Annotated in this window: 23 protein-coding genes; 15 read left to right on the forward strand and 8 right to left on the reverse strand. The window is 38.8% G+C overall.

What is annotated here, in order from left to right; genetic code table 11:
* Positions 1-129 precede the first annotated feature (129 nt).
* Positions 130-2,004: an LTA synthase family protein gene (locus TOL5_RS21240; RefSeq protein WP_121773945.1), complete on the forward strand. Its 1,875-nt coding sequence runs from the start codon at positions 130-132 to the stop codon at positions 2,002-2,004.
* A gap of 8 nt (positions 2,005-2,012) precedes the next feature.
* On the opposite strand, the gene TOL5_RS21245 is transcribed toward TOL5_RS21240, so the two are convergent.
* From TOL5_RS21245 to TOL5_RS21260, 5 genes are all read right to left on the reverse strand, one after another.
* Positions 2,013-2,174 (reverse strand): hypothetical protein, encoded by a 162-nt coding sequence (locus TOL5_RS21245; RefSeq protein ID WP_162987657.1) that lies wholly within the window; start codon positions 2,172-2,174, stop codon positions 2,013-2,015.
* A 238-nt stretch (positions 2,175-2,412) separates the two neighbouring features.
* Positions 2,413-4,593, reverse strand: coding sequence for a phosphocholine-specific phospholipase C (locus TOL5_RS21250; protein WP_121773946.1), 2,181 nt, complete (start codon positions 4,591-4,593; stop codon positions 2,413-2,415).
* A 21-nt stretch (positions 4,594-4,614) separates the two neighbouring features.
* Positions 4,615-4,743 carry a hypothetical protein gene (locus TOL5_RS22635; RefSeq protein WP_257790579.1) on the reverse strand — a complete coding sequence of 43 codons (129 nt, stop codon included), beginning with the start codon at positions 4,741-4,743 and terminating at the stop codon, positions 4,615-4,617.
* A 168-nt stretch (positions 4,744-4,911) separates the two neighbouring features.
* Positions 4,912-5,628, reverse strand: a complete 717-nt coding sequence (gene rph, locus TOL5_RS21255; RefSeq protein WP_005034744.1) for a ribonuclease PH — start codon at positions 5,626-5,628, stop codon at positions 4,912-4,914.
* 184 nt (positions 5,629-5,812) lie between these two features.
* A complete protein-coding gene (locus tag TOL5_RS21260) occupies positions 5,813-6,949 on the reverse strand; it encodes a Bcr/CflA family efflux MFS transporter (RefSeq protein WP_121773947.1) in 1,137 nt (378 codons plus the stop codon).
* Positions 6,950-7,052: 103 nt separating this feature from the next.
* Between TOL5_RS21260 and TOL5_RS21265 the strand changes: the two genes are divergently transcribed.
* Complete coding sequence (locus TOL5_RS21265) at positions 7,053-7,823, forward strand: AraC family transcriptional regulator (protein WP_121773948.1); 771 nt, start codon at positions 7,053-7,055, stop codon at positions 7,821-7,823.
* Between the two features lie 119 nt (positions 7,824-7,942).
* On the opposite strand, the gene TOL5_RS21270 is transcribed toward TOL5_RS21265, so the two are convergent.
* Together TOL5_RS21270 and TOL5_RS21275 are read right to left on the reverse strand one after the other, a co-directional pair.
* Positions 7,943-9,082 (reverse strand): fatty acid desaturase family protein, encoded by a 1,140-nt coding sequence (locus tag TOL5_RS21270; RefSeq protein WP_121773949.1) that lies wholly within the window; start codon positions 9,080-9,082, stop codon positions 7,943-7,945.
* Positions 9,083-9,201: 119 nt separating this feature from the next.
* Positions 9,202-10,224 carry a flavin reductase family protein gene (locus TOL5_RS21275; RefSeq protein WP_121773950.1) on the reverse strand — a complete coding sequence of 341 codons (1,023 nt, stop codon included), beginning with the start codon at positions 10,222-10,224 and terminating at the stop codon, positions 9,202-9,204.
* 174 nt (positions 10,225-10,398) lie between these two features.
* Here TOL5_RS21275 and TOL5_RS21280 point away from each other — a divergent pair, with 174 nt between their 5' ends.
* The 3 genes from TOL5_RS21280 (at position 10,399) to TOL5_RS21290 (ending at position 13,184) form a co-directional block, all read left to right on the forward strand.
* Positions 10,399-11,043, forward strand: coding sequence for a TetR family transcriptional regulator (locus tag TOL5_RS21280; protein ID WP_004832185.1), 645 nt, complete (start codon positions 10,399-10,401; stop codon positions 11,041-11,043).
* A gap of 89 nt (positions 11,044-11,132) precedes the next feature.
* Entirely contained in the window at positions 11,133-11,714 is a 582-nt protein-coding gene (locus tag TOL5_RS21285; RefSeq protein WP_121773951.1) for a TetR/AcrR family transcriptional regulator, read from the forward strand.
* 258 nt (positions 11,715-11,972) lie between these two features.
* A complete protein-coding gene (locus TOL5_RS21290; RefSeq protein WP_221260631.1) occupies positions 11,973-13,184 on the forward strand; it encodes an MFS transporter in 1,212 nt (403 codons plus the stop codon).
* Between the two features lie 67 nt (positions 13,185-13,251).
* Here TOL5_RS21290 and TOL5_RS21295 read toward each other — a convergent pair whose 3' ends face one another.
* Positions 13,252-13,869 (reverse strand): thiol:disulfide interchange protein DsbA/DsbL, encoded by a 618-nt coding sequence (locus tag TOL5_RS21295; protein WP_009584327.1) that lies wholly within the window; start codon positions 13,867-13,869, stop codon positions 13,252-13,254.
* 448 nt (positions 13,870-14,317) lie between these two features.
* On the opposite strand from TOL5_RS21295, the gene ubiG reads away from it, so the two are divergent.
* The 10 genes from ubiG to TOL5_RS21345 all read left to right on the forward strand — a co-directional run bounded on the left by ubiG (position 14,318) and on the right by TOL5_RS21345 (position 22,901).
* Positions 14,318-15,031: a bifunctional 2-polyprenyl-6-hydroxyphenol methylase/3-demethylubiquinol 3-O-methyltransferase UbiG gene (gene ubiG, locus TOL5_RS21300; RefSeq protein WP_046760456.1), complete on the forward strand. Its 714-nt coding sequence runs from the start codon at positions 14,318-14,320 to the stop codon at positions 15,029-15,031.
* Positions 15,028-15,702, forward strand: coding sequence for an HAD family hydrolase (locus TOL5_RS21305; protein WP_162987658.1), 675 nt, complete (start codon positions 15,028-15,030; stop codon positions 15,700-15,702). The genes ubiG and TOL5_RS21305 overlap by 4 nt, the downstream gene beginning before the upstream one ends.
* Positions 15,703-15,829: 127 nt before the next feature.
* Positions 15,830-16,576 (forward strand): YciK family oxidoreductase, encoded by a 747-nt coding sequence (locus tag TOL5_RS21310; RefSeq protein WP_004832201.1) that lies wholly within the window; start codon positions 15,830-15,832, stop codon positions 16,574-16,576.
* 204 nt (positions 16,577-16,780) lie between these two features.
* Positions 16,781-16,936, forward strand: coding sequence for a hypothetical protein (locus TOL5_RS21315; RefSeq protein ID WP_004832203.1), 156 nt, complete (start codon positions 16,781-16,783; stop codon positions 16,934-16,936).
* A gap of 279 nt (positions 16,937-17,215) precedes the next feature.
* A complete protein-coding gene (locus TOL5_RS21320) occupies positions 17,216-17,611 on the forward strand; it encodes an RcnB family protein (RefSeq protein ID WP_004832208.1) in 396 nt (131 codons plus the stop codon).
* A 218-nt stretch (positions 17,612-17,829) separates the two neighbouring features.
* Entirely contained in the window at positions 17,830-18,126 is a 297-nt protein-coding gene (locus TOL5_RS21325) for an RcnB family protein (protein WP_005034756.1), read from the forward strand.
* A 365-nt stretch (positions 18,127-18,491) separates the two neighbouring features.
* Positions 18,492-18,854, forward strand: coding sequence for an RcnB family protein (locus TOL5_RS21330; protein ID WP_121773954.1), 363 nt, complete (start codon positions 18,492-18,494; stop codon positions 18,852-18,854).
* A 376-nt stretch (positions 18,855-19,230) separates the two neighbouring features.
* Positions 19,231-20,586 (forward strand): amino-acid N-acetyltransferase, encoded by a 1,356-nt coding sequence (argA, locus tag TOL5_RS21335; RefSeq protein ID WP_121773955.1) that lies wholly within the window; start codon positions 19,231-19,233, stop codon positions 20,584-20,586.
* 329 nt (positions 20,587-20,915) lie between these two features.
* Positions 20,916-21,875, forward strand: coding sequence for a sulfonate ABC transporter substrate-binding protein (locus TOL5_RS21340; protein WP_005034761.1), 960 nt, complete (start codon positions 20,916-20,918; stop codon positions 21,873-21,875).
* Positions 21,876-21,968: 93 nt separating this feature from the next.
* A complete protein-coding gene (locus TOL5_RS21345; RefSeq protein ID WP_227543953.1) occupies positions 21,969-22,901 on the forward strand; it encodes a sulfonate ABC transporter substrate-binding protein in 933 nt (310 codons plus the stop codon).
* Position 22,902 lies beyond the last annotated feature (1 nt).

The following is a 22,902-nucleotide window of genomic DNA, read 5'->3' on the forward strand; positions in this document are numbered from 1 at the left end:
TGGTTAACTCAGTCAAAATTTTAGTTAAAAAGTTTAATTTGCTTACAAAATAGACAGTTTTTACATAGAATAATTGCCTGAATCAGCCTATAATTTTTGGCTCTCCAAGACTTTGCTAAAATTAGACCGATGAAGACGTTGAAACAACAAGTTTTGTTTTTACTTGTCGCTTTTTTATCAGTATTTGCTTTTTTCTTATACCAAGAAGATATCACGCGTTTCTTTCAATTACGTGACATCTATCTAAAGCCACGCCTGTATAGATATGCTTTTTCTATCTTACTGAATTATGCTTTCATCAGCTTATTCTATTTAATTTTAAGAAAAACCTTTGCAACGATTTTACTGAGCCAATTTATTATTTTTTTACTCAGTTTTATCAATATTAAAAAAGAGCAATATCTTTCAGCCAGCTTAGTGCCTAGTGATTTTTTATTATTTAAAGAAACCTTTATTGCCTCACCCATCTTATTAAAATTTGCTGTTTTTGCTGCTATCGCGGTGTTTATTGCATTGTTTGTATTTTTATACCGCAAAGAAAAGTTAGGTAGTAAACCCTTACTCTTAACCAATAGCATTCTATCTTTTGCGATTCTTGGATTTTTTATTACTGCTAATTTTAAAAATAATTTTAGTGAATCCTGCGCCAATGCTGCAAAAAATTCGATTTGTCAGTATGCACAATACTTACCCAATACACGTGGTGATTGGATTGGTGATCATTTGACTATTCGATATTTGGGATTTCCAACATTCTTCTTTTCTAAGACTGTGGACGGCTTAAACAATAAAATCTTCCAAACTGAAGTGATTCCTGAAGAAAAAGTGGCGACGCTTTATCAACCGATGATAGATGAAAACCAACAAGCGACAACATCGAATCTAGAATCCGAGGATCAGCCAGAACAACAACTGCCCAATATTATTTTTGTCATGAGTGAGTCGCATTGGGATGCCACAAAATTAGACAAGAGCATTCCTCGAAATATCACCCCAACAATCAATAAAAATCAGGTCTCTACTGTACTTTCCCCAAGCTTTGGGGGCGGTACTGCCAATGTTGAATTTGAAGTATTGACCAGTTTAAATACCTATTTGAATCACAATGAATTGGCTTATGTATCAAAACTCAAACGCCCAACCTACTCATTGCCGATGTATTTAAATAGCTTAGGTTATGAAACAACAGCTATGCATAACAATGGTAAATATTTTTATAACCGTAGCGCTGTTTATCAAAATCTAGGTTTCAACCGTTTTACCTCGATTGAAAATATGATCAACATGGCTGACCGTGCCAAATATATCAATGCTGCAGGTTGGGCAACAGATGATTTGATTTATAGCAGTATTGAAAATCAACTGAAGAATACAGATAAACCGCAATTTATCTATGCGATCAGTGTTGAAAACCATCCGATGTATAGTGATGATCGTTTTGGTAAAGACCATTTTAAAATCACCAAAGACGGCATCAGCGATAACAGTAAACGTGCACTGAATACCTATTTAACAGGGATGCAGCGTGCAGATGATAAATTGAAAATGCTGATTGAAAATGTCAAACAACTTGAGCGTCCTACGATTGTCATATTCTTTGGTGATCATTTGCCAAATTTACAAAAAGTATATGATGAATATGGCTTTTTTAAATCTGAACAAGAAAAAGCTGAAAAGAAAGATGTGCGTTTCTTTGAAACACCACTTGCTGTATGGGCAAACTTTCCTATTGACCGAAAGCAATTTAAAGGACCTTTTGTTGCTGCACACTTCCTTGCACCTAAAGTGCTTGAAGCAGCACATGTTCCCCTTTCACCCTATTATCGCTTTGTGAACAATGTCAGCTCTTGTTATCGCACTGTTCATCAAACAGGTATACAGACACAAAAATCTTGTGAATTTAATCAAGCTGAGATTTTACAGCAGTACAAAGACATGAATATGGATGTCTTGAATGGCAAGAACTTTACTTACCAGATTTTAAAATCGAAAGCTGAAAGCTAATGGTTGGTTCAGGAAGATTCTGTTGAATCTTTCTGATCAACTTTTTGTTCAATCTGTTGTTGATCATTGTTTTTGACTTCAAATTCTTTGCTTTCAAAATCCTCCCGGCGAGGATCTCCTGCCATCAACATAAAAGTAATCACTGCAAATAGAAAAATCAGAATTTTCATAAAATGCCCCAACAACTCAATAAAATTTCACCTATTCTAAAAAGACTTGTTTCAAAACCCTTGAAGACTCTGTAGATAAAACATAGGACATTGTGCTGATTTATGTATCTATTGAAGTAAATAGATGATTGGAAGCTTAAACATGTAATTTTACGCAAATGATGCGGTCTTTGATCAACTCAAAAAATAAGGTGCAAAACGCACCTTATTTCAAGCTGAACAATCAAATACTGAAAGATTAAGACTCAATAAATCCCATATATGGATCAGAGAAAGAGTCTTTACCCGTTTCAATACGTCCAGCAAAACGGCGTTTAAAGGAACTGTCGCCCTCGATCGTGACAGTAAAATCATACCAACCACCAAAATCAGACATATTCCAATTCAATTCCTTTTCCGTTGATGCTGTTTCAATATTCCACGTTTTATTCGGCAGATAGGCATTGGCTTTTACCATCAGTTTTGCAGGTTTACTTGCATCATGACGAACTTTTAGATAGATCTTTGGATCACACTCTTCAACACACACCCGCACTTCTGCCAACGACTCAACCTGTGCAGATTTAGTCAAATCTCCAGCAAAACCACGGTGAAAACCGTTAGGTCCCAATACCCACAAATCATATTTTCCAGTGCTGGTGTTCCATACATCATCCAACTGCTTTCCTGCTTCAACCATATAACGGCGAGGGATTGCTTCAAGATTCAACTGATCATAAACATGAAATACTGCTGCGTGTGTTCCCGTATTAGAAAATATTAATTTGACTGTTTTTGCCGCCAAATCGACTTTCGCACTGCTATGTAAAATGTAAGGTAATGCACGGGATAAACGTGTTCCGATCTCTTGAACTGGGTAAACCTGACTCAAAGGGCGTGAAACTTGAGGCAATAAGGCCTGTGCATTGCGAATTGCATCCGCTTCACTTTTGGTTTTCTTACCCATCAATTCTTCAATCGCAAGTGTATTTGGATTCTTAAAATCAAATGCTGTTGTCAAATCTCCACATACTGCCCTGCGATATGGACTAATATTGGGTTCTTCTACCCCAAAACGCTGTTCCAAGAATCGGATCACCGAAGAGTGATCAAAAACCTGTGAATTCACCCATCCTCCTCGGCTCCATGGTGATATGACATACATCGGCACACGAATTCCCGGACCATATACCCCTATACCATTACTGACTTTTGGGTCAGTAAAGTTTGGTTGCCCAGCTGAAGCTTTTGCATGTGTTGCATATTCATAAGAAATTTGTTCATCGGTCAATGTGGTTTTACCTTGCATTTGACCTGAACTGTCCTTAGATGGCGCACTTGGTGAAGGAACATGATCAAAGAAACCATCATTTTCATCAAAATTTACCAATAAAACGGTTTGACTCCAAATTGCAGGATTTTCGGTCAACGCATTCAGCACTTCTTGAATATACCAAGCACCTTGAACAGGGCTTGATGGTCCGGGATGTTCACTGTAGGTTGCAGGAGCGACCATCCAACTCACTTGTGGCAATTGACCTTTGGCAATATCTTCTTTAAAGGAACCCAGAAATCCACCATCAGGCATGGTGTTGGCAATCCCTTTATACAAAGGCTGTGTTGCATCAATTGCAGGATCGTAGGCTGGACAAACGGTACTATTATTGACGGGTTTACCTGACAATTCATTGGCTCGACGATATTGCTTAAATCCAGCCAAAGGATTGTCGGTAAAGTTATCTGGCATATTTTGATAAACTTTCCAAGTTATACCTGCTTGTTGTAAACGCTCAGGATAGGTCGTCCAATCATAGCCCGTGGTTGATGGACCAATACTATCCAAATCATTCACCACACTTGCCACACCCGCAGCTTTAGGACCATTCGAGCCCGTCCATAAGAACATACGGTTAGAGTTCGTACCTGTATGCATGGCGCAATGGTATGCATCACATAAGGTAAAGGCATTGGCAAGTGAAAACTGAAATTCAACTTCTTTCTGTTTGTAATATCCCATTGATTGAGGCTGTTTATATTGCACCCAGTTGCCCATACGCCCATGGTTCCAAGCAAACTGACCATCAGTCCATGAGTGTGGTGTACCACTGACACGTTGTGCATTGCCACGAGTACTGTCTAAATGGTAAGGAAAAATTTTATTTTTATCTTTGTCGTATTGTTCCCACACTTTGCGGTTGTCTGATAGTGGAATCGTAAAACGATCACCAAAGCCTCGAACGCCTTTGAATGTTCCAAAATAATTATCAAATGAGCGGTTTTCTTGAGTCAAAATGATGACATGCTTTACATCTTTAATTGTGCCTGTTTCGACTTTGGCATCAATCGCTAAGGCTTTTTGAATGCTGGCTGGAAAGCTGGCTAAAGCGGCTGTACCAAAGATTGTTTTTGTAGAATTGATTAAAAAATCACGACGTTTCATGTCTATTTCCTTATATTTTTATTATGGTGCGCAATGTACTTTACAAGTGGGTGCTGGCGGATTCGTCGTTGATGTTTCGTTGTTATCATCATTACAAGCACTGAGCAGTACACTCAGACTCGTCACTGCAATCAAGAGGAAATTTCGCATTGTCCTATCCATGAAATAAATGTAGCCATAGTCAATATGATCCCAATGACAATAGGGTGAAGTTTTAATGGCAATTTCATGACGATCAAAATACACCACTATATTTTTCACATAAAAAAACGCATCCGAAGATGCGTTAGATTTATAGCAATTTAGATGATGAAAAAATTACCAACCCAAGGCTTCTTGCTGTTTTTTGACCAACTCTTGGATTCCTTTTTCAGCCATTTCTAACATTGCATTGGATTGAGCACGGGTAAAAGGTTTATCTTCTGCTGTACCTTGAATTTCAATAAATTCACCCGCTTGAGTCATCACTACATTCAAGTCAGTTTGACAGTTAGAATCTTCTTCATAACAAAGATCAAGTAACACTTCATCTTGATAAATCCCGACTGAAATTGCAGCGACCAAGCCTTTTAGTGGGTCTTGTTTGATTTTTTTCTTTTCTAACAACACATTCATCGCATCAATCAATGCAACCGCAGCACCAGTAATTGAAGCAGTACGTGTCCCACCATCCGCTTGAATCACATCACAGTCAATTGTAATCGTATTCTCACCCAACTTTTTCAAGTCAACCATTGCACGTAAGCTACGACCAATCAAACGTTGAATTTCTTGAGTACGCCCTGATTGCTTTCCACGAGCCGCTTCACGATCACTACGGGTATGGGTAGAACGTGGCAACATGCCATATTCAGCAGTTACCCAACCTTGTCCTTGTCCTTTTAAGAAACGAGGTACTGAATTGTCAATACTTGCAGTACACAGCACTTTTGTATGACCAAATTCAACCAATACAGAACCTTCCGCATAACGTGTGTAGTTACGAGTAATTTTAACTTCACGTAATTGATCTAATGCACGTTGGTCGATACGCATAGTGTGTCCTTAATGGATTCAGAAATAATGCGGCTAAGTATAACAGATACTCTAGTGTTGGTTTTGTTACAAGATGGTGGTTTTTGAAATTGCTGAGTATACGTCGCTGACTGACAGATTGGTCCAAACCACTTGCATGCGACGGAGCATCATCTTAAAAATAATTGGATCAATGTGAAAGTTTTCATACATCACGATGCCGAAATAAATTTATGCATAAAGTCGCCACACTACAAATCAATAATACTGCTGCCAAATTTTGTCCCCAACCTGCCAAAACTAATCCCCCACCTAATAATAAATAATACATCAAGCCCAACAGTGCGCCTGCTGTACCTAAACATTCGGCATAGTGTTTAAGTGCTGTCGCAAGAAGATTAGGGATGGCAAGCCCATATGCGACCATGATCAACAGTACCGGAAAAATAAATAACCAACTCTTGATGGCTAGAGTGATACAGATCAAAACACTCCCCAAAATCGCAATCAATGCCGCAATGGACACCAAAGTATGGGGATTTACGTTTTTATTAAGCAAAGATTTATTCAGTAATGCACCAAAAATGGCGCCTAAGGTCAAACACAGACCGCTCAATCCAAACACCCATGATGAGGCTTCTAATATTTGAAAATAGAAAGGAGACAACTGATAGTAAGCAAAAAGATTGATATTAAAAAGTGCAACCAAAAATGCGGTTTTCCAAATCTCATTATCTTTAAGCATGGTAATAAAAATATGAAGAATAGGAACTTTTTTATTGTTTTTAATAAGCGTCTCAGGGAGCTCAAATACACACCAACACATAAGCAGGATTGAAAATAGCGCTAAACCTAGAAATACACCTTGATATCCCCACCATGTTGTGATGAATGCGCCAAATACCATACCTAGAGCTGGGCTAAGCGCAAGCAGAATACCAATGATGGAAAAAATCTTGACCAGCTCCTTGCCTTTGAAAGTATCTCGAATAATGGTTTGTGTTCCGATGGAACCCACAGCTGCACCAAATGCCGAGAACATTCTGGCGATGATTAAATCATCAAAAGTACGACATAAAATCGCAGCAATCGAGGCAATCGCATAAATCAATAATCCACCCAATATCGATTTTCGTCTTCCTAAAATGTCACACATCTGCCCCCAAAAGACGATACCCAGCGCAAAGGCAATGAAATATAAAGAGATCGTTTGACTCGCCTTTTCAGAACTTATATGGAATCCATGTGCAATATGAGGCAGTGCTGGGCTGTAGATCGTCTCAACAACTTGAGGAAACATCATCAAAACAGCCAGTAAATAAAATATAGATTTCTTTAACATTTTCTTTTGAATACGTTGAATTGAACCATCGAGAAAAATAACAAAATCAAATTTTGAGAGATATAATCATAAAAGACATATTATTTATAAAATCGGACAAACAATGGCATGGTTAGCAGCGGATGCTGATTTTAATCCCGATCAACTCGGATTAAATGTGATCGGTATTGCTTCGGAAATTGCTCGACATGATTCGGGAGAACATGCCCACAAAATGGGACAACTGCTATTTACCAACAGTGGCAGTATTAGAATTACCTTATCTGGTCAGCTATGTATCCTGCCCCCTGCACATATCGCATGGATTCCACCAGACACAACTCATCGTGCTGAAATGAGCCAAGTGACTGGCTATCGCTCGGTATATATTAATACCGTTCAATACCCAGTACTTCCTAAAGAAGTCAAAGTCTTGCAAGTTAGTGCTTTATTAAAAGAAATATTGGAGAGAATCGCTTTCGCTGATTTTGATACGGACTGGAGCAAACGACCTTTTTTGGATTTATTTAATGTTGGATTGAATGAAATTGAAACTGCACCATCAGTATCGGTTATTCTACAATTTCCAACTGATCGTCGATTAAGAAAATTTTTAGGTACTGAGCTATTACCGCATTTAAATGTATTTGCAGATCTGGTTGGACTCAGTGAAAAAACCATTGGCAGAATTTTTTTACGCGAAACAGGTTTGAATTATCAGCAATGGCGACAACAATGGCGTTTTCTGAAAGCGATAGAATTATTATCTAAAAATGAAAAAATATCCGTGATCAGCCATCACTTAGGTTTTTCCTGTGAGAGTGCCTTTATCTCCTTTTTTAAAAGAATGTCGGGGAAATCACCAAGGATGCTGATTAAAAAAGATCAATCATGATTGGACCCAAACCTGAATTTTAAAGTTGAGTTTTTATATTTTAAACAAAAGAACCTTGTCGCTCTCAACAAGGTTCTTTTGGACTTTCGCCACCACAAAAGGGCTTTGTAAAATAAAATCTAAGCAAAAATCCCTTTCACTTTCTGCACTGATTGAGTAATGCTTGTGGTCCAGTGATTAGGTAAAGAACATTTCGCTAAACGTACCCACACACTACCAAACTGTTTAAAGAAATTCGCTTCATTATAATTGATGTCATATTCTGCACATAACGCCTTAATTTTAGGAGCAACTTCCGCATAACGGTTCGCAGGCATATCTGGAAATAGATGATGTTCAATCTGATGACTTAAATTACCACTTAAAATATGCAACCAATCGGTTCCAGTAAAATTGCTCGAACCACGAATCTGGCGTAAATACCATTCTGCACGTGTTTCATTTTCAACATTATCCGCTTCAAAGGTTTCGGCATCCTCAGTGAAATGACCATTGAAGATCACTGCTGAAGACCATAGGCTACGAATCACATTGGCAATCGTATTCCCTGCCAAAACAGGTAAAGCATTTGGTCCTGCGATCAATGGAAAAAACACGTAATCTTTTAAAATCTGACGGCGCGCTTTTTTACGAAATTTTGTAGCATCTGCCCAAACTTGTTTCCACGTTTTGGTTTTGTAAACCAAAGCATCTTCTAAATGCAGATTCTGTACACCGACATACCATTCAAAAAATACCATCAATTGAATCGCCAATGGGATATTGAATAAAAAGCGCGGTTCCCACTTTTGTGACTCACTGACTCGGAGTAACCCATAGCCAACATCATGGTCTTTCCCGACAATATTGGTATAGGTATGATGCACATAATTATGGGTATATTTCCAATCATCACCTGTTGCCATGGTATCCCAGTCATAGTTTGCCCCATTCAAACTTGGATCATTTAACCAGTCGAATTGTCCGTGCATGACATTATGTCCAAGTTCCATGTTTTCAACGATCTTGGAAATACCCAACAACCCTGTGCCAATGACCCAAACTGGTGGAATCCAACCCCCAAACATCAACATTCCACGGGATGCTATTTCACTATAACGCACAAAATTTCGGATTTTATAAATATACTTGGCATCTTGTTCCCCCAAGCTTTCCATCACTTCACGGCGGATTTCATCCACCCGACGACCAAACTCTGCTGTTTGTTCAGGGTTTAAATGTTTCGATTTACTGTTTGGAAAATTGACTGACATATTCATTGTTTTACTCCTCAGCGCTTCATTTTTAGAAGCTTTCGCTGAATTTTGGTTACAACTTCCTACGTCTAGCTTCAACAGAGCAAGAAGTTGCTTAAATTTATTTAAATGATTACTTTAATTTACAGATTAATGACCACAGGACTAACGGCCTGACTGATACACAATTTAATTTGAGTGTTGCTGTCATGGTCAATTTCACCCGTGAGTATATTCTTGGTTGAACCACTCACTTTAGTACATGTACAGGTATTGCAAATCCCCATACGGCAACCATGTGTTGGTTTCAACCCGGCATGTTCAGCACTCTCAAGAAGATTAGAACGCGCTTCAAACTCTTGTTGTGAGCGTAAAAAAACGATTGGTTGTGCTTCTAGGCTTTCGTCTACTGCAATCTGGAAATATTCCTGTTTTAAATGCGCTGTAATGTTCAAATCCTGATAAATTTGATTGATGTTTTGCATCATGGCGTTCGCACCGCAGGCATAAGTTTGACGTTGCTGAAAATCAGTAACTAAACTTTCCAATAGCTTGATGTTTAAATGCTGTTTCTGCTGAACTGTATTGATGTAATGATAATTAAACTGTGGGTGTTGCTGAAAAAGCTGTTCTAGATCTGCATGAAATGCCTCATCACGGCTAAAATAAATCAGATCTACAGGACGATTTGAATCAGTCAATGCTTCAAGCAACAGCGAGTAAATTGCGGTGATTCCACTCCCAGAAGCCACCAATAATAATGGGGTATGATCTTGGTCTAAAACAAAATCACCTTGAGATTGAGACAGTTCAACCACACGTCCAAAAGCCAACTGGCTTAATGCAGTAGAAACCTTACCTTGTTGCTTAACCGCGATAATAATGTCGCCATTATTCAAAAATTTCACGACAGAATAACTGCGTTGTTGGCGTACACCTGCAATTTCTACAGTGACCAAAACACTTTGACCTGCTTTAAATTGCTGATGTTTAAAATTACGATTTGGTCGTAATTGAATTTGATAAAAGTCAGTGCTCAACGCACGTATTTTAACTACTGTGGCTTTAACCTTTTTCCAAGCCCAAATAGGATTGATTTTTTCTGCGATAAAATCGACAAAATCCTCACGAACCCATTCTGGCTGATACTGCATATAGCTACTCATGTGACGTTCCTCTTTGTGCTTGCTATTTATTGAGTGAACAAACGTTCTTTTAGTGAACATATGTACACTATAATCATTTTTTTAATTCAGTCAACACCTGTACACTGACATTCGTCGTTTAATTTGTTTTTATTTTTGATAGACTCATCACAACAAAAATCTTTGGATATCCAAATGTCGATACGCGATGAACGTAAACAACAGAGCCGTCAGGCTTTACTTGATGCTGCTTTAACCTTAAGCACATCGGGTCGTTCATTTTCGAGTATCAGTTTAAGAGAAGTTGCCCGTGAAGTAGGTTTGGTACCAACAGCGTTTTACCGCCATTTTCAAGATATGGATGAGTTAGGTAAAGAGTTGGTCGATCAAGTGTCCTTATACCTTAAAAACGTGTTGCATCAATTGGGCAAAGGACTTGCTCATCCAGAAGCCAAGACCAAAACCAGTATGGAATTATTCTTTGAAGCTGTAGACAGTAGTCCCCAACAGTGGATTTTTATGATTTCGGAACGTTGGGGTGGTTCAGAAATTGTTCGTCGTGCCATTTCACGCGAAATCGATTTTTTGAATGATGATCTCGCCAGTGATTTAAAAAAATTTGAAGTGATTGATAATTTTCGAGATGAGAGTGACTTAAAAGTCATCACCAACATTCTGATTAATCTATCTTTTACTTGGGCAATGTCTTGGATTAGCCTGTCTCGCCAGTATTCAGGTATCGAACTTGAATTACAGAAAATGGTGTTAAAAAAGCAAGCTGTGACTCAAATTCACTTAATTTTCAAAGGAATTGAAAATTGGGAAGTCAAAGCATCTTAAACACCCTCACTTAAATTTCTAGAGAAGGTTGACACTGGCTTAAGTTAGTGCAAAACTTACTGGAACAATCGTTCCAATAAAAACATTCTATGCGTAACAAAGAATTTGAACCAGATGAAATTGCCGATGCTGCCATGCAAGTCTTTTGGCAAAAAGGCTATGCTGCAACTTCTGTACAAGACCTTGTAGATGGTACAGGGCTTTCACGCAGCAGCTTATATAATACTTTTGAAAATAAACACAAGCTCTATCAGGAAGCATTAAAACGTTATCAGGCAATCACTACTGCAAATATTCAAAAACTGACTGGGGATATGTCTGTTCAAGAACGCATACATCAATTATTGCTTTCAATTCTTGAGGATGAATTAAAAGATCCACAACAGAAAGGCTGTTTGGTTGCCAATGCTGCTTTAGAACTTGCTGCACATGACTCAGATGTTGCTCAGCAAGTACAACATAATTTTCAACGTCTTCAGCAAGCTTTAGCACAGATCATTGTTGATGGGCAACATAGCGGTGAGATTTCAATTGATAAAAATCCAGAAGCATTGGCTTATTTTTTGGTCAATACCATTCAGGGAATGCGAATACTGGGTAAAGGTAGTGATTTAGCAGAAAGACAAAAAATTTTACAGCATGTTATCGAAACCACGATGTCATGTCTCTAATACACTAAGCCAAAATTCAAGCAAGGTTTTGGCTTTTTATTTCAACCATTTTGGAACAATCATTCCAATAAGAACACAACAACACAGTGATCTTGCTATAACAAGGATTAAATATGATGAAAATTTTCACACCCAACCATATGAATAAATTTAATTTATCAATATCTATTGATCATGCAAGGGAGATCACAACAAACCCATTACAAGCTCAATGGACTAGACAGGCATGCCACCTTATCACAGCACAGGAAATCCCCCATGTCTGATCATCAAAAATCTCAAAAGCAGCCATCACCCAAAAATACTGTTGAAAAGTTACCTGTATTGCAATTGCTTGCTTTTACCTTAGCAGGCTTTCTCGCCATCATGACAGAAACCTTACCTGCTGGATTACTTCCACAAATCAGTCAGGGGCTAGCAATCACCGAAGCTCAAGCGGGTCAGTTCATTACGCTTTATGCCTTAGGTTCTGTGATTGCCGCAATCCCTGTCATCACCTTGACACGAGACTGGAACAGGCGCCCTTTATTTTTATATGCAATTATCGGCTTACTGATCTTTAACAGTCTCACTGCAATTTCGACACATTATTATTTTATCTTGGTGGCACGCTTTTTTGCAGGTATGTCAGCAGGTGTGATTTGGGGACTACTGGCAGGTTATGCACGGCGCTTAGTTCCTTTTCATCTACAAGGTAAAGCATTGGCGATTGCCAGTGTCGGTCAGCCTTTAGCGCTTTCTCTGGGTGTACCCTTAGCAACATGGTTTGGTCATTTGTTTGGCTGGAATCAGGTCTTTTGGGCAATGTCTGTACTCGCACTGATCCTAATCATTTGGGTACGTGCCATGATTCCAGACTTTCAAAGTCAGCCCCAGAAACACAATAAGTCTATTACACGGGTAGTTTCGAGCGCTGGCATTTTACCGATTCTGGCTGTCTTACTATTTTGGATCTTGGCCCACAATATGCTCTATACCTATATTGCACCTTATTTAACTCATGTTGAATTAGGTCAGCATCTTGATCTTGTGCTGATGTTGTTTGGTTTCTCCTCCATTCTTGGTATTTGGCTTGTGGGTTTGTGGGTAGATCGTTATCTAAGAATACTCACCTTAATCAGCCTAATTATTTTTGCATTGAGTTGCGTATTACTGATTTTTATCCATAACGATCTGATCGTTCTTGCCTGTATCGCAATTTGGGGAATGATCTTTGGTGGAGCGCCTACCCTCTTACAGACAGCACTTGCCGATGCTGCTCAGGAAGATGCCGATGTTGCACAATCGATGTTGGTCACTGTTTTTAATTTAGCAGTCGCAGCTGGTGGATGGCTCGGTGGCATGATCTTGAATCACACAGGGGCTTCAAGCTTTCCACATTATATGTTGGGTTTGCTTATTATCGCGCTGTTGATTGTGAGTTTGAGTCATCAACATGCTTTTAAAAGTGGTCAACGAAAACTGGCTTAAACATCGTCTAAACACTTTAGATATAAAAAAACCCGCAAACATTTGCGGGTTTCTGAACGGATCAGGTTTATTTTCCTGTACGTTCTTTATTTACAAGATAGTCAACAACTTGTGTCACTTTAGCATCTTCACCTTGAACTACATATTTACCGTTGACCACAACTGCTGGTACACCAGAAAGTTGATATTGCTGTGCCAACTGGTTTGATTCAGCAATTTTTGCTGTGATCGCAAATGAACTGTACATGCTGTTGAATTTTGCTTCAGGTACGCCATATTGCGTAAAGAATTTAGCAAAGGCATCTTTTTGAAGAACTTGTTGATTGCCTGAAAAGTTAGTATGGAACAAAGGCAGATGTGTACGTTTGCGTACACCTAGTGCTTCACTGACATAGTATGCACGCGCACCTTGTTCCCATAATGGATTCATCGCAGCAGGTGTACGGATAAAGTTAACATCCTTAGGAATCTTCTTTAACCACGTTTGCATATGTGGTTCTAATTTGAAGCAATGTGGGCATCCGTACCAAAAAAATTCACGTACTTCAATTTTACCTGGTACTGCAACCTTTCCAGGATTTTGAACAACGGTATAATCTTTGCCTGCAACAAAATCAGCGGCCATGGTGTTTGCAGAAAATGCCATCACCATTGCGGTCATGCCACCTAAAATAAATTTTTTCATTGACTTTATTGTCCTCTAAGTCGTCTTGTATAGCTTATGCATTCACTATAAAACAAATATGAGAAAATCGTTTTCCTTCTGTGAAGTTTTTTACACGATTCATCGCTTTTTTCGGATTTATGGTTACACTAGGGTCTGTCGAGAATGAATCTATGGTTTCAACAATCGGTATTTTTAGTCATACAAGGCATTCGTAATGAAATTTAGCCATGCTAAATAAATTATTCATCACCAAGTCGTGTCAAAACATACCATTGTTCCCAAGGCTTTTGGCAAAGATCACCCAAACCTCGCTATGGAACTTGGTAAGGGAATAGCCCTTAACTCGGTTACATATCTGTTTGAATAAATTTTAGCCTACAGTACAACCAAGGTATCAAATCTCAACAGACCCTAACATAACTGAACTTAATTTTTGATTAAAACAATTTACTTAGAGGTGACGAACATGTCGCAACTTAATGTTGATCCACAGGAAATTGCTAAATTTGAAGCATTAGCTGCTTTATGGTGGGATCAGCACTCTGAGTTCAGACCCTTACATCAAATCAATCCATTACGTTTAAATTGGATTGACGAACATGCCAATGGTCTTACTGGCAAGAAGATCCTTGATGTTGGTTGTGGTGGCGGCATTTTGGCTGAAAGCATGGCTCGTCGTGGTGCAGATGTTTTGGGTATCGATATGGGTGCAGCGCCACTCAATGTGGCACGTTTACATGCAGAACAGGAAAATGTTCATAATATTGAATATCGACAAATCCCTGTAGAACAACTGGCTGAAGAGCAAGCAGGTCAGTACGATATTGTGACCTGTATGGAAATGCTGGAGCATGTGCCTGATCCTGCTTCAATTATCCAAGCTTGTCAGAAGTTAGTAAAACCAAATGGTCATGTGTTTTTCTCAACCATTAACCGTAATCCAAAATCCTATCTGTTTGCGATTATTGGTGCTGAGTATGTATTGCGTCTATTGAAAAAAGGCACACATGACTATCACAAATTCATTAAGCCTTCAGAACTGGCTCATGACATTCGTCAATCTGGCTTAACACTTAAAGATATGACAGGTTTACATTACAACCCGCTCACCAAACACTATTGGCTCGCAGCAAATGTAGACGTGAACTATATGGTATATACCGTGAATGAAGGTGTCTGATGCAAGCTGTTCTTTTTGATTTAGACGGCACCTTGATTGATACTGCCGCAGATTTTATTCGTATCATCCAAGACATGTGCAGAAATGAAGGGCGTGCTGTTGTCGATGCAGATTTGATCCGTACCCAAGTCTCCGAAGGCGCGCGTGCGATGGTCAAGCTGGTTTATCCAGAACTTGAAGTTGATGACCCGGTTTTTCTCACTCATCGCCAACATTTTTTGGATTTATATGGTGCAGACATTGCCGTTGATACAGATCTCTTTGCAGGGATGTATTCGCTTTTAGCGGAGTTGGAAAGCAATGAGATTCCTTGGGGTATTGTGACCAATAAGCCTCGTTGGCTTAGTGAGTCGTTACTTCAAGCACTCAATTTAACTGAGCGTTGTGCTGTACTGGTTTGCCCAGAAGACGTGAAACAGACTAAACCTGACCCTGAGCCAATGTATTTAGCTGCAAAACAGATTGATATTGCCCCAGAACAATGCATTTATGTAGGCGATCATCCTCGTGATATTGATGCTGGACGAAATGCGCAGATGTATACCATCCTTGCTGCATATGGTTATTTACCATTACAGTACAAAGACGATTTATCTACTTGGCAAGCAGATTGTATTGTGGATAATGTTGATGAATTACATCAAGTTATCAAGAAGCTGGTCAAAATCTAAAATCCCAGAAGATTATTTAACTGGTCTAATAAGTTAATAAAAAGACACTGAAACATCTTGAATATGATGTTTCAATGTTTTTATATTGAAACTCAAATCACATCATAACAACTATAGGAGGTCTCCCATGAAATATTCAGAATATCAACCTCGCCCAGATTTATTGAAGGATAAAATTATCCTGATTACGGGTGCGGGAGACGGTATTGGGCGTGCAGCAGCACTCAGCTATGCCTTACACGGTGCCACTGTCGTTTTACATGGTCGTACGCTCAATAAACTTGAAGTCATTTATGATGAAATTGAATCATTAGGTGCACCGCAGCCGGCGATTTTACCTTTACAACTCTCAACTGCTTCCGCTCGAGATTACGAACTTTTGGTTGATACGCTTGAACAGCAATTTGGACGTTTAGACGGTATTTTACATAATGCGGGTATCTTAGGCGAACGTGTGGAACTGGCAAACTATCCCGAAGAAGTTTGGGATGATGTGATGGCAGTGAATTTACGTGCTCCTTTTGTTTTGACCCAAGAACTCCTGCCTTTATTGCAAAAATCTGAACATGCCTCGGTGGTCTTTGCAAGCTCAGGTGTTGGACGAGAAGCACGCGCACAATGGGGTGCTTATTCGGTATCAAAAATAGCGATTGAAGCGGTGAGTAAAATTTTTGCCAAAGAAAATACTTATCCGAATATTCGCTATAACTGTATTAATCCCGGTGGTACACGTACGGCAATGCGTGCCAAAGCCTATCCTGATGAAGATCCAAAAGTGCTACCGTCACCAGAATCAATTATGCCAGCATATCTTTACTTAATGGGTGATGACAGTCTTTCATTAAATGGCGAAAGTATCGACGCACAAGACTGATTGATTTTCCCCTCACCGCGGTTGTGATCAGTGAGGGGAAAATATTGTTGAGTGAATTTTTTATAAACATCATCAAAGTTTAGATTTAGAAAGTCACTTAAATCGATTTATTCAATTAAAAATATAATTATATCCAGTTTTTCAAATTACATAAGGTCCTTTATAGTTTTCCTCAACAAAACCAGATCTGGAGAGGAATGAATCATGACTGATTTAAAATATAAAGTAGAGATCATCCGTTCAATCGAACAATTACAACTGCCAAATGATTTTATTCAAGCACTGGATGATGCTTATCAAGCAGAAAATATTATCAAAGCGATCAATTGTCTCAAGGATATGAATGACCAATGGTACTAGACCGTTTGATCAAAGCTGAGTTAGCGCTACGCTTCAACTCAGCTAAAAACAATATTTATAAATATTTACATTTTTTTAATCATAAAATGTGCACTAAAGAAAAGTACATGAGCGTTTGTGGTTCAAAGCATTACGATAACCCTTTTCACTTTTTCAGAAATATGTTTTGATTATGTCTGTATTTTTTAATGAAAAACTGAATTTTCTTCACAGTTTCTCTGCAATTTAGCAGTACAGTAGTGAGGTCAAAATAAACACACTGGATAAGCGAGGATGATTATGAAAAAGATTTTAGCGATCATCGCAGTCTCTCTATCAACACTGCTGACGACTCAAATTACCATTGCAGGTCCTCATTTTGACAATGACCATGGTTATGACCAAGGTAAGCGTGATCGCGGTGAGCGTGGGCGTAATTTTCGTGGGAATGACGATGATAATATTCAAGAGCAACGTCGGGAGCGAGAAGAACGTGGTGTAAAACGTTTACAGCAACATAAATGGCAAATGGGTTATGTAATGCCACAACATTACAGAGGAAACAGCTATAAAGTTGATTATAAGGATGAGAATCTACCAAAACCCTCACGTAATCAACAGTGGTATAAAATTAATAATGACTATATCCTAGTTGATTCTGATAACAATAATATTGTGAGTATCCGTGGCATGTAGTCTGTGTAACACTGATCAATATTTCAATTTCATAAGCTCAAACACCTTTTTCGTTTGAGCTTTTTTTTGCTCAATTTCTGCTTTTACAAGCGATAAGAATAATTTATAGAACTTGCATGTAAATTCACAATTCAATGATATTTCTCCATTTTTTATCTCAAATTCGGGAGTAATTTTGAATCATCGGATAGATCATCCGTTTTATAAGGTCAATTCAAATGAAAAAAGTTATCAGCGCAATCACGCTCTCTCTCAGTGCCTTAATCGCAACCTCAGCAATGGCAGATTGGGATCATGGTCGTGATCATCGCCCTATGGCTAGTCATGAAAAATTTGAATGGCGAGAAGGTGTAATTTTACCTGAACGCTACCATGACAATCATTACTATGTGAATGATTATCGTGTTTATAAAAACCTTCACAAACCAGCCAAATTTGAGCGTTGGTATAAAGTTGATGGACGTTATGTACTTGTGAACGAACGTACCCACCATATTATTCGAGTCATCCGTTAATATTAAAATGATCAAAAGCACAGTCCCTATTCTGTTGCTTTATCTATCCGTTAAAACTCAACGCCTTCCTCACCCTCCTTTCCTCAAGGAGGGTTTTTTATTAAAATTAACTTCAGATTGTTCGTTTTATTTTCAAGCTCATTGAGCAATTGATTGTTTTGCGTATCAAACCTCTCATTTTGTCGATTTCCACAGCAGAGATACGACTTTGAGATTTCTAAGGATCGAGAAAAATAAGTATATTGGTTGCCTTCATCAAATCTTCATACATTTCACAATTCAACTAAATCATCCTCACCATTTATCTCTAATTTTTGCGTAATTTGAAAGCATCAAAGGACACAAGTTAAATTCAGGTGAATCAAATGAAAAGCATTTTAACCACGATCACACTTTCGATGGCGGCACTGATAACCACTTCAGCTATGGCAGCCCCACATGTAGACCATCGAGATCAACAGCACCGTTATGAACAACAGCGTTGGGATCATCGAAATGAACATCGTTGGAACAACAACAAGCATTATGGCAATACCGTTATTCCAAGCCGTCATTGGCGTTCAGGTCAGTATTTACCTTCTCAATTTGGCTCTTCTCGTTATCACGTCAACTATAAAAACTATCGTCATTTATCCAAACCAGGAAAGTATCAACAGTGGTATAGAATCAATGGCGACTATGTATTGGTAAACCAAAAAAATCACCGCATTATTCGTGTCATCGGCTGATATTTTTAACATAAACTAAAACCCAACTGTGCTTGGGTTTTTTAATATTTTTGAGAAATACATGACAATTCTATTGAATTAACAATGCTTTCAACTACATATTTTCATGGATATCTTCATTATTTCTCTATATTTCAGGATTAAGTTTATCCATAGATCGAAAGGAAATGTGTTGATACCAAAGCTTCAAATGCAATGTTAATCACTCCCTTTTTAATATGTGAAATTTCATCTTATATTCAAGTTTTAATTGTGAAATGAATAACCCTTTTGCACTCGTCCTCCCACGTTCGAGTGCTTTTTTTATTTTGACTATTATTTCTCAGTTATTTTTGTTTAGAATCATCATATAGCAATCAACAATACTGAGATAGGTATGCAAACTGACAATCCAGAAACAACGCAAAGCACAGCGCAAGAATACGTGCATTGGTTTCGTCATTCTGCACCCTATATCAATGCCCATCGAGGCAAGACCTTTGTATTGATGTTTGGTGGTGAAGCCGTTGAACATCCAAATTTTCAGCATATTATTCATGATATTGCACTATTGCATTCACTAGGTATCCGACTCATTTTGGTCCACGGCGCGCGCCCGCAAATCAATGCAAATTTGCTCCAAAATAAAATTCAGAGTCCGATTCATATCAATCGTCGCATTACCACACGTGCTTCTTTACCCTGTGTGATGAGTGCTGTAGGTTCGATTCGACTACAAATTGAAGCCTTATTGTCTATGGGGCTCGCCAACTCACCAATGTTTGGTGCTCGCATTGATGTTGTATCGGGTAACTTCGTGACGGCAAAACCTTACGGTATTCGAGATGGTATCGATTTTCAGCTCACTGGTGAGGTTCGAACCATTGATACTGAGGCGATTCAACGTCATCTAGACAATCAAAATATTGTGCTATTAGGTCCAACAGGCTATTCAACCACTGGTGAAGTGTTTAATTTACTCGCAGAAGAAGTGGCAACAAAAACCGCCATTCACATGCAAGCGGATAAGTTGATTTTCTTGGGTAGTCAACAAGGCTTGATGGATGAGTACGGTCAATTAAAACGTGAAATTACCCCACACCAACTTGATAGACACATTGAAAAATATCAAGATTCAAATTTTGAAATTGCACTGCATTTACACAATGCCAAACAAGCATCCTTAAAAGGGGTCAATCGCGTGCACCTCCTTTCATATGCATATGATGGCGCTTTAATTGAAGAACTCTTTACCCGAGATGGGCATGGCACCATGATCACAGATGCACATTATGAAGAAGTGCGTATGGCAAATATCGGTGACGTAGGTGGTTTAATCAATTTATTACGCCCATTAGAAGAAGAAGGGATTTTGGTCTATCGTTCACGCGAACGACTGGAAACTGAAATTGATAAATTTGCTGTCATCGAGCGAGACGGTACAATTTTAGCGTGTGCCGCACTCTACCCAATTCCTGCTTCAAATGATGAAGTAAGCTCCGCTGAAATCGCCTGTGTGGCTGTCCATCCTGGCTATCGTAAATCGAATCGAGGTAGTCAAATTCTTCATTTCCTAGAAGAACATGCACGCCAGCAAGGCATTCAACAACTGTTTGTTCTCACTACACGAACAGCACACTGGTTCTTAGAGCATGGTTTTGACTTGGCGAATGTGGATGACTTACCAGAAGCGCGGCAAGCCCTATATAACTATCAACGTAATTCAATGGTATTTAAAAAACGGATTGCCTGATCTTCAAAGCAAGCTGAGTTCTATGAATTATCACATTTACATCTAAACTTATCTAAATAGATTCCATGACTGAGATTTTTTGCTTATGCATGATCATGGAATCTATATTCCTAATCTAAATAAAAACAATAAATTTATACTTTTCATATTCTTATAACTTTCTATTTTTATAGAATATTAATTTTATATTTCTAATTTAACGATAACTTTAGCATTTAATCATTTATCTTTTTTTTTCATTAGCAATCATCAAAAACTTATTTTTTTGAAAATACAAAGCCTTTTAAGCTGATGCTCATTCTTTTTACATTACACAGGCATCGTGACTCATGGCGCACTTATTTCAACCTTCATGGAAAAAAATCTCCTTTCTAAGTGCAAGCCTTGCCACCATCATGATGCTGACTGGATGTTCTAAACCACAAGAAAGCACGACTTTAAATATTGGTTTTCAAAAATATGGTGTATTGCCGATTATCAAAGCTCGTGGTGACCTAGATAAAGCACTTAAAGAAAAAGGGGTCAATGTCAAATGGGTTGAGTTTCCTGCTGGTCCACAATTGCTGGAAGGTTTAAATGTGGGGAGCGTATCTTTTGGCGAATCAGGTGAAGCACCTCCTATTTTTGCTCAAGCGGCAAATTCCAATCTGGTCTACGTTGCCAATCAGCCTGCTGCACCTTTGGCTGAGGCACTGATTGTCCCTAAAGATTCACCTATTCAATCGGTACAAGACCTCAAAGGTAAACGTGTGGTCCTGAACAAAGGCTCTAACGTACATTACCTTTTACTCAAAGTATTGGAGGCAAATCACTTAAAACTGGATGATATCCAAGTGGTCTACTTACCGCCTGCCGATGCACGTGCTGCTTTTGAAAAAGGTGCAGTCGATGCGTGGGTTATTTGGGATCCGTTCTTTGCTGCTGCTGAAAAACAGCTCAATGCAAAAGTGATTGCTACTGGTCAAAATGTGGTGAATAACCATCAATTTTATTTGGCTGATCGTAAATTTGCAGAACAACACCCCGATGTTTTAAAGGTCGTGGTGAATGAATTGAACACCACCACACAATGGGTATCTCAACATCAAACTGATGCAGCAAAACTTTTAGAAAAACCAACAGGCTTACCGCTTGATGTACTCAATACATCCATTTCACGGATGGGTTTTGGGGTAAGTCCGATTTCTAATGATGTGGTGAAAAAGCAACAAGATGTCGCTGATGCTTTTTATCAACAAAAACTTATTCCAAACAAAATCAATATTCAAGCGGCTGTATTAGCCCACTAATTTCGCACAATGCGATGTAATGAGGACATCAAAATGACCCAACACTTTGTACAACACAAAACATCATCATGGTTCAATGCTCCTACACATGCAATGACAACAATGTTGATCTGTAGTGCAATGCTTGGGTCAACTTCGGTGTGGGCAATCGACCCAACAGTGAAAGAATTGCGTATTGGTTTTCAAAAAAGTTCGATTAACTTTGCAATTGCCAAACAACAGAAACTCTATGAAAAGGAATTTCCCAATGCCAAGATTTCTTGGAGTGAATTTCCAGCAGGACCACAGATTCTTGAAGCTCTTGCCGTTGGTTCACTGGATGTAGGTGTCACAGGAGATACGCCACCAGTCTACGCACAAGCAGCCAATAAGCCTTTGTATTATATTGCCTATGAAGCGGCCAAACCGTTGGCTTCGGCAATTTTAGTACCGAAAAGCTCAAAAATAACCAAACTCGGCGAATTAAAAGGTAAGCGTATTGCACTACAAAAAGGTTCGAGCGCTCACTATTTACTGGTTCAAGCTGTACGTAAAGCTGGCTTGCAATGGTCGGATATTCAACCCATTTGGCTCACTCCTGCTGATGCACGCGCCGCTTTCCAAAAAGGAGCCGTCGATGCTTGGGCGATTTGGGACCCATTCTTTGCTTCTGCGCAGATTGAAGATCAAGCCCGTGTACTTGCTTCAGGGCAAGGTTTAAGTCCGAATTATACTTTTTACTTGGCGTCACCTGAATTTTTAAAAAAATATCCTCAAGCAGTCAAAGGCATTATCCAACAAATTAATGTTGCAGATAAATGGGTGCAGGCCAACCGTGTTGCCACAGCACAATCAATTGGTCAAAGCACGGGCTTAAAACCACAAGTCAGTCAGACTTTTATTGATCGACGCCCTCGTCCCTCAGGTGCTGCTCCACTTTCAGCCAAAGTGATTTCAGACCAACAACAACTCGCAAATCGCTTTAGCGAACTCAAAATTATTCCAAATAGCATAGAGATTAAACAAGCTGTTTGGACTGCGAAATAGT

This window comes from Acinetobacter sp. Tol 5 (genome assembly GCF_019702905.1).
Lineage (GTDB): Bacteria > Pseudomonadota > Gammaproteobacteria > Pseudomonadales > Moraxellaceae > Acinetobacter > Acinetobacter bereziniae.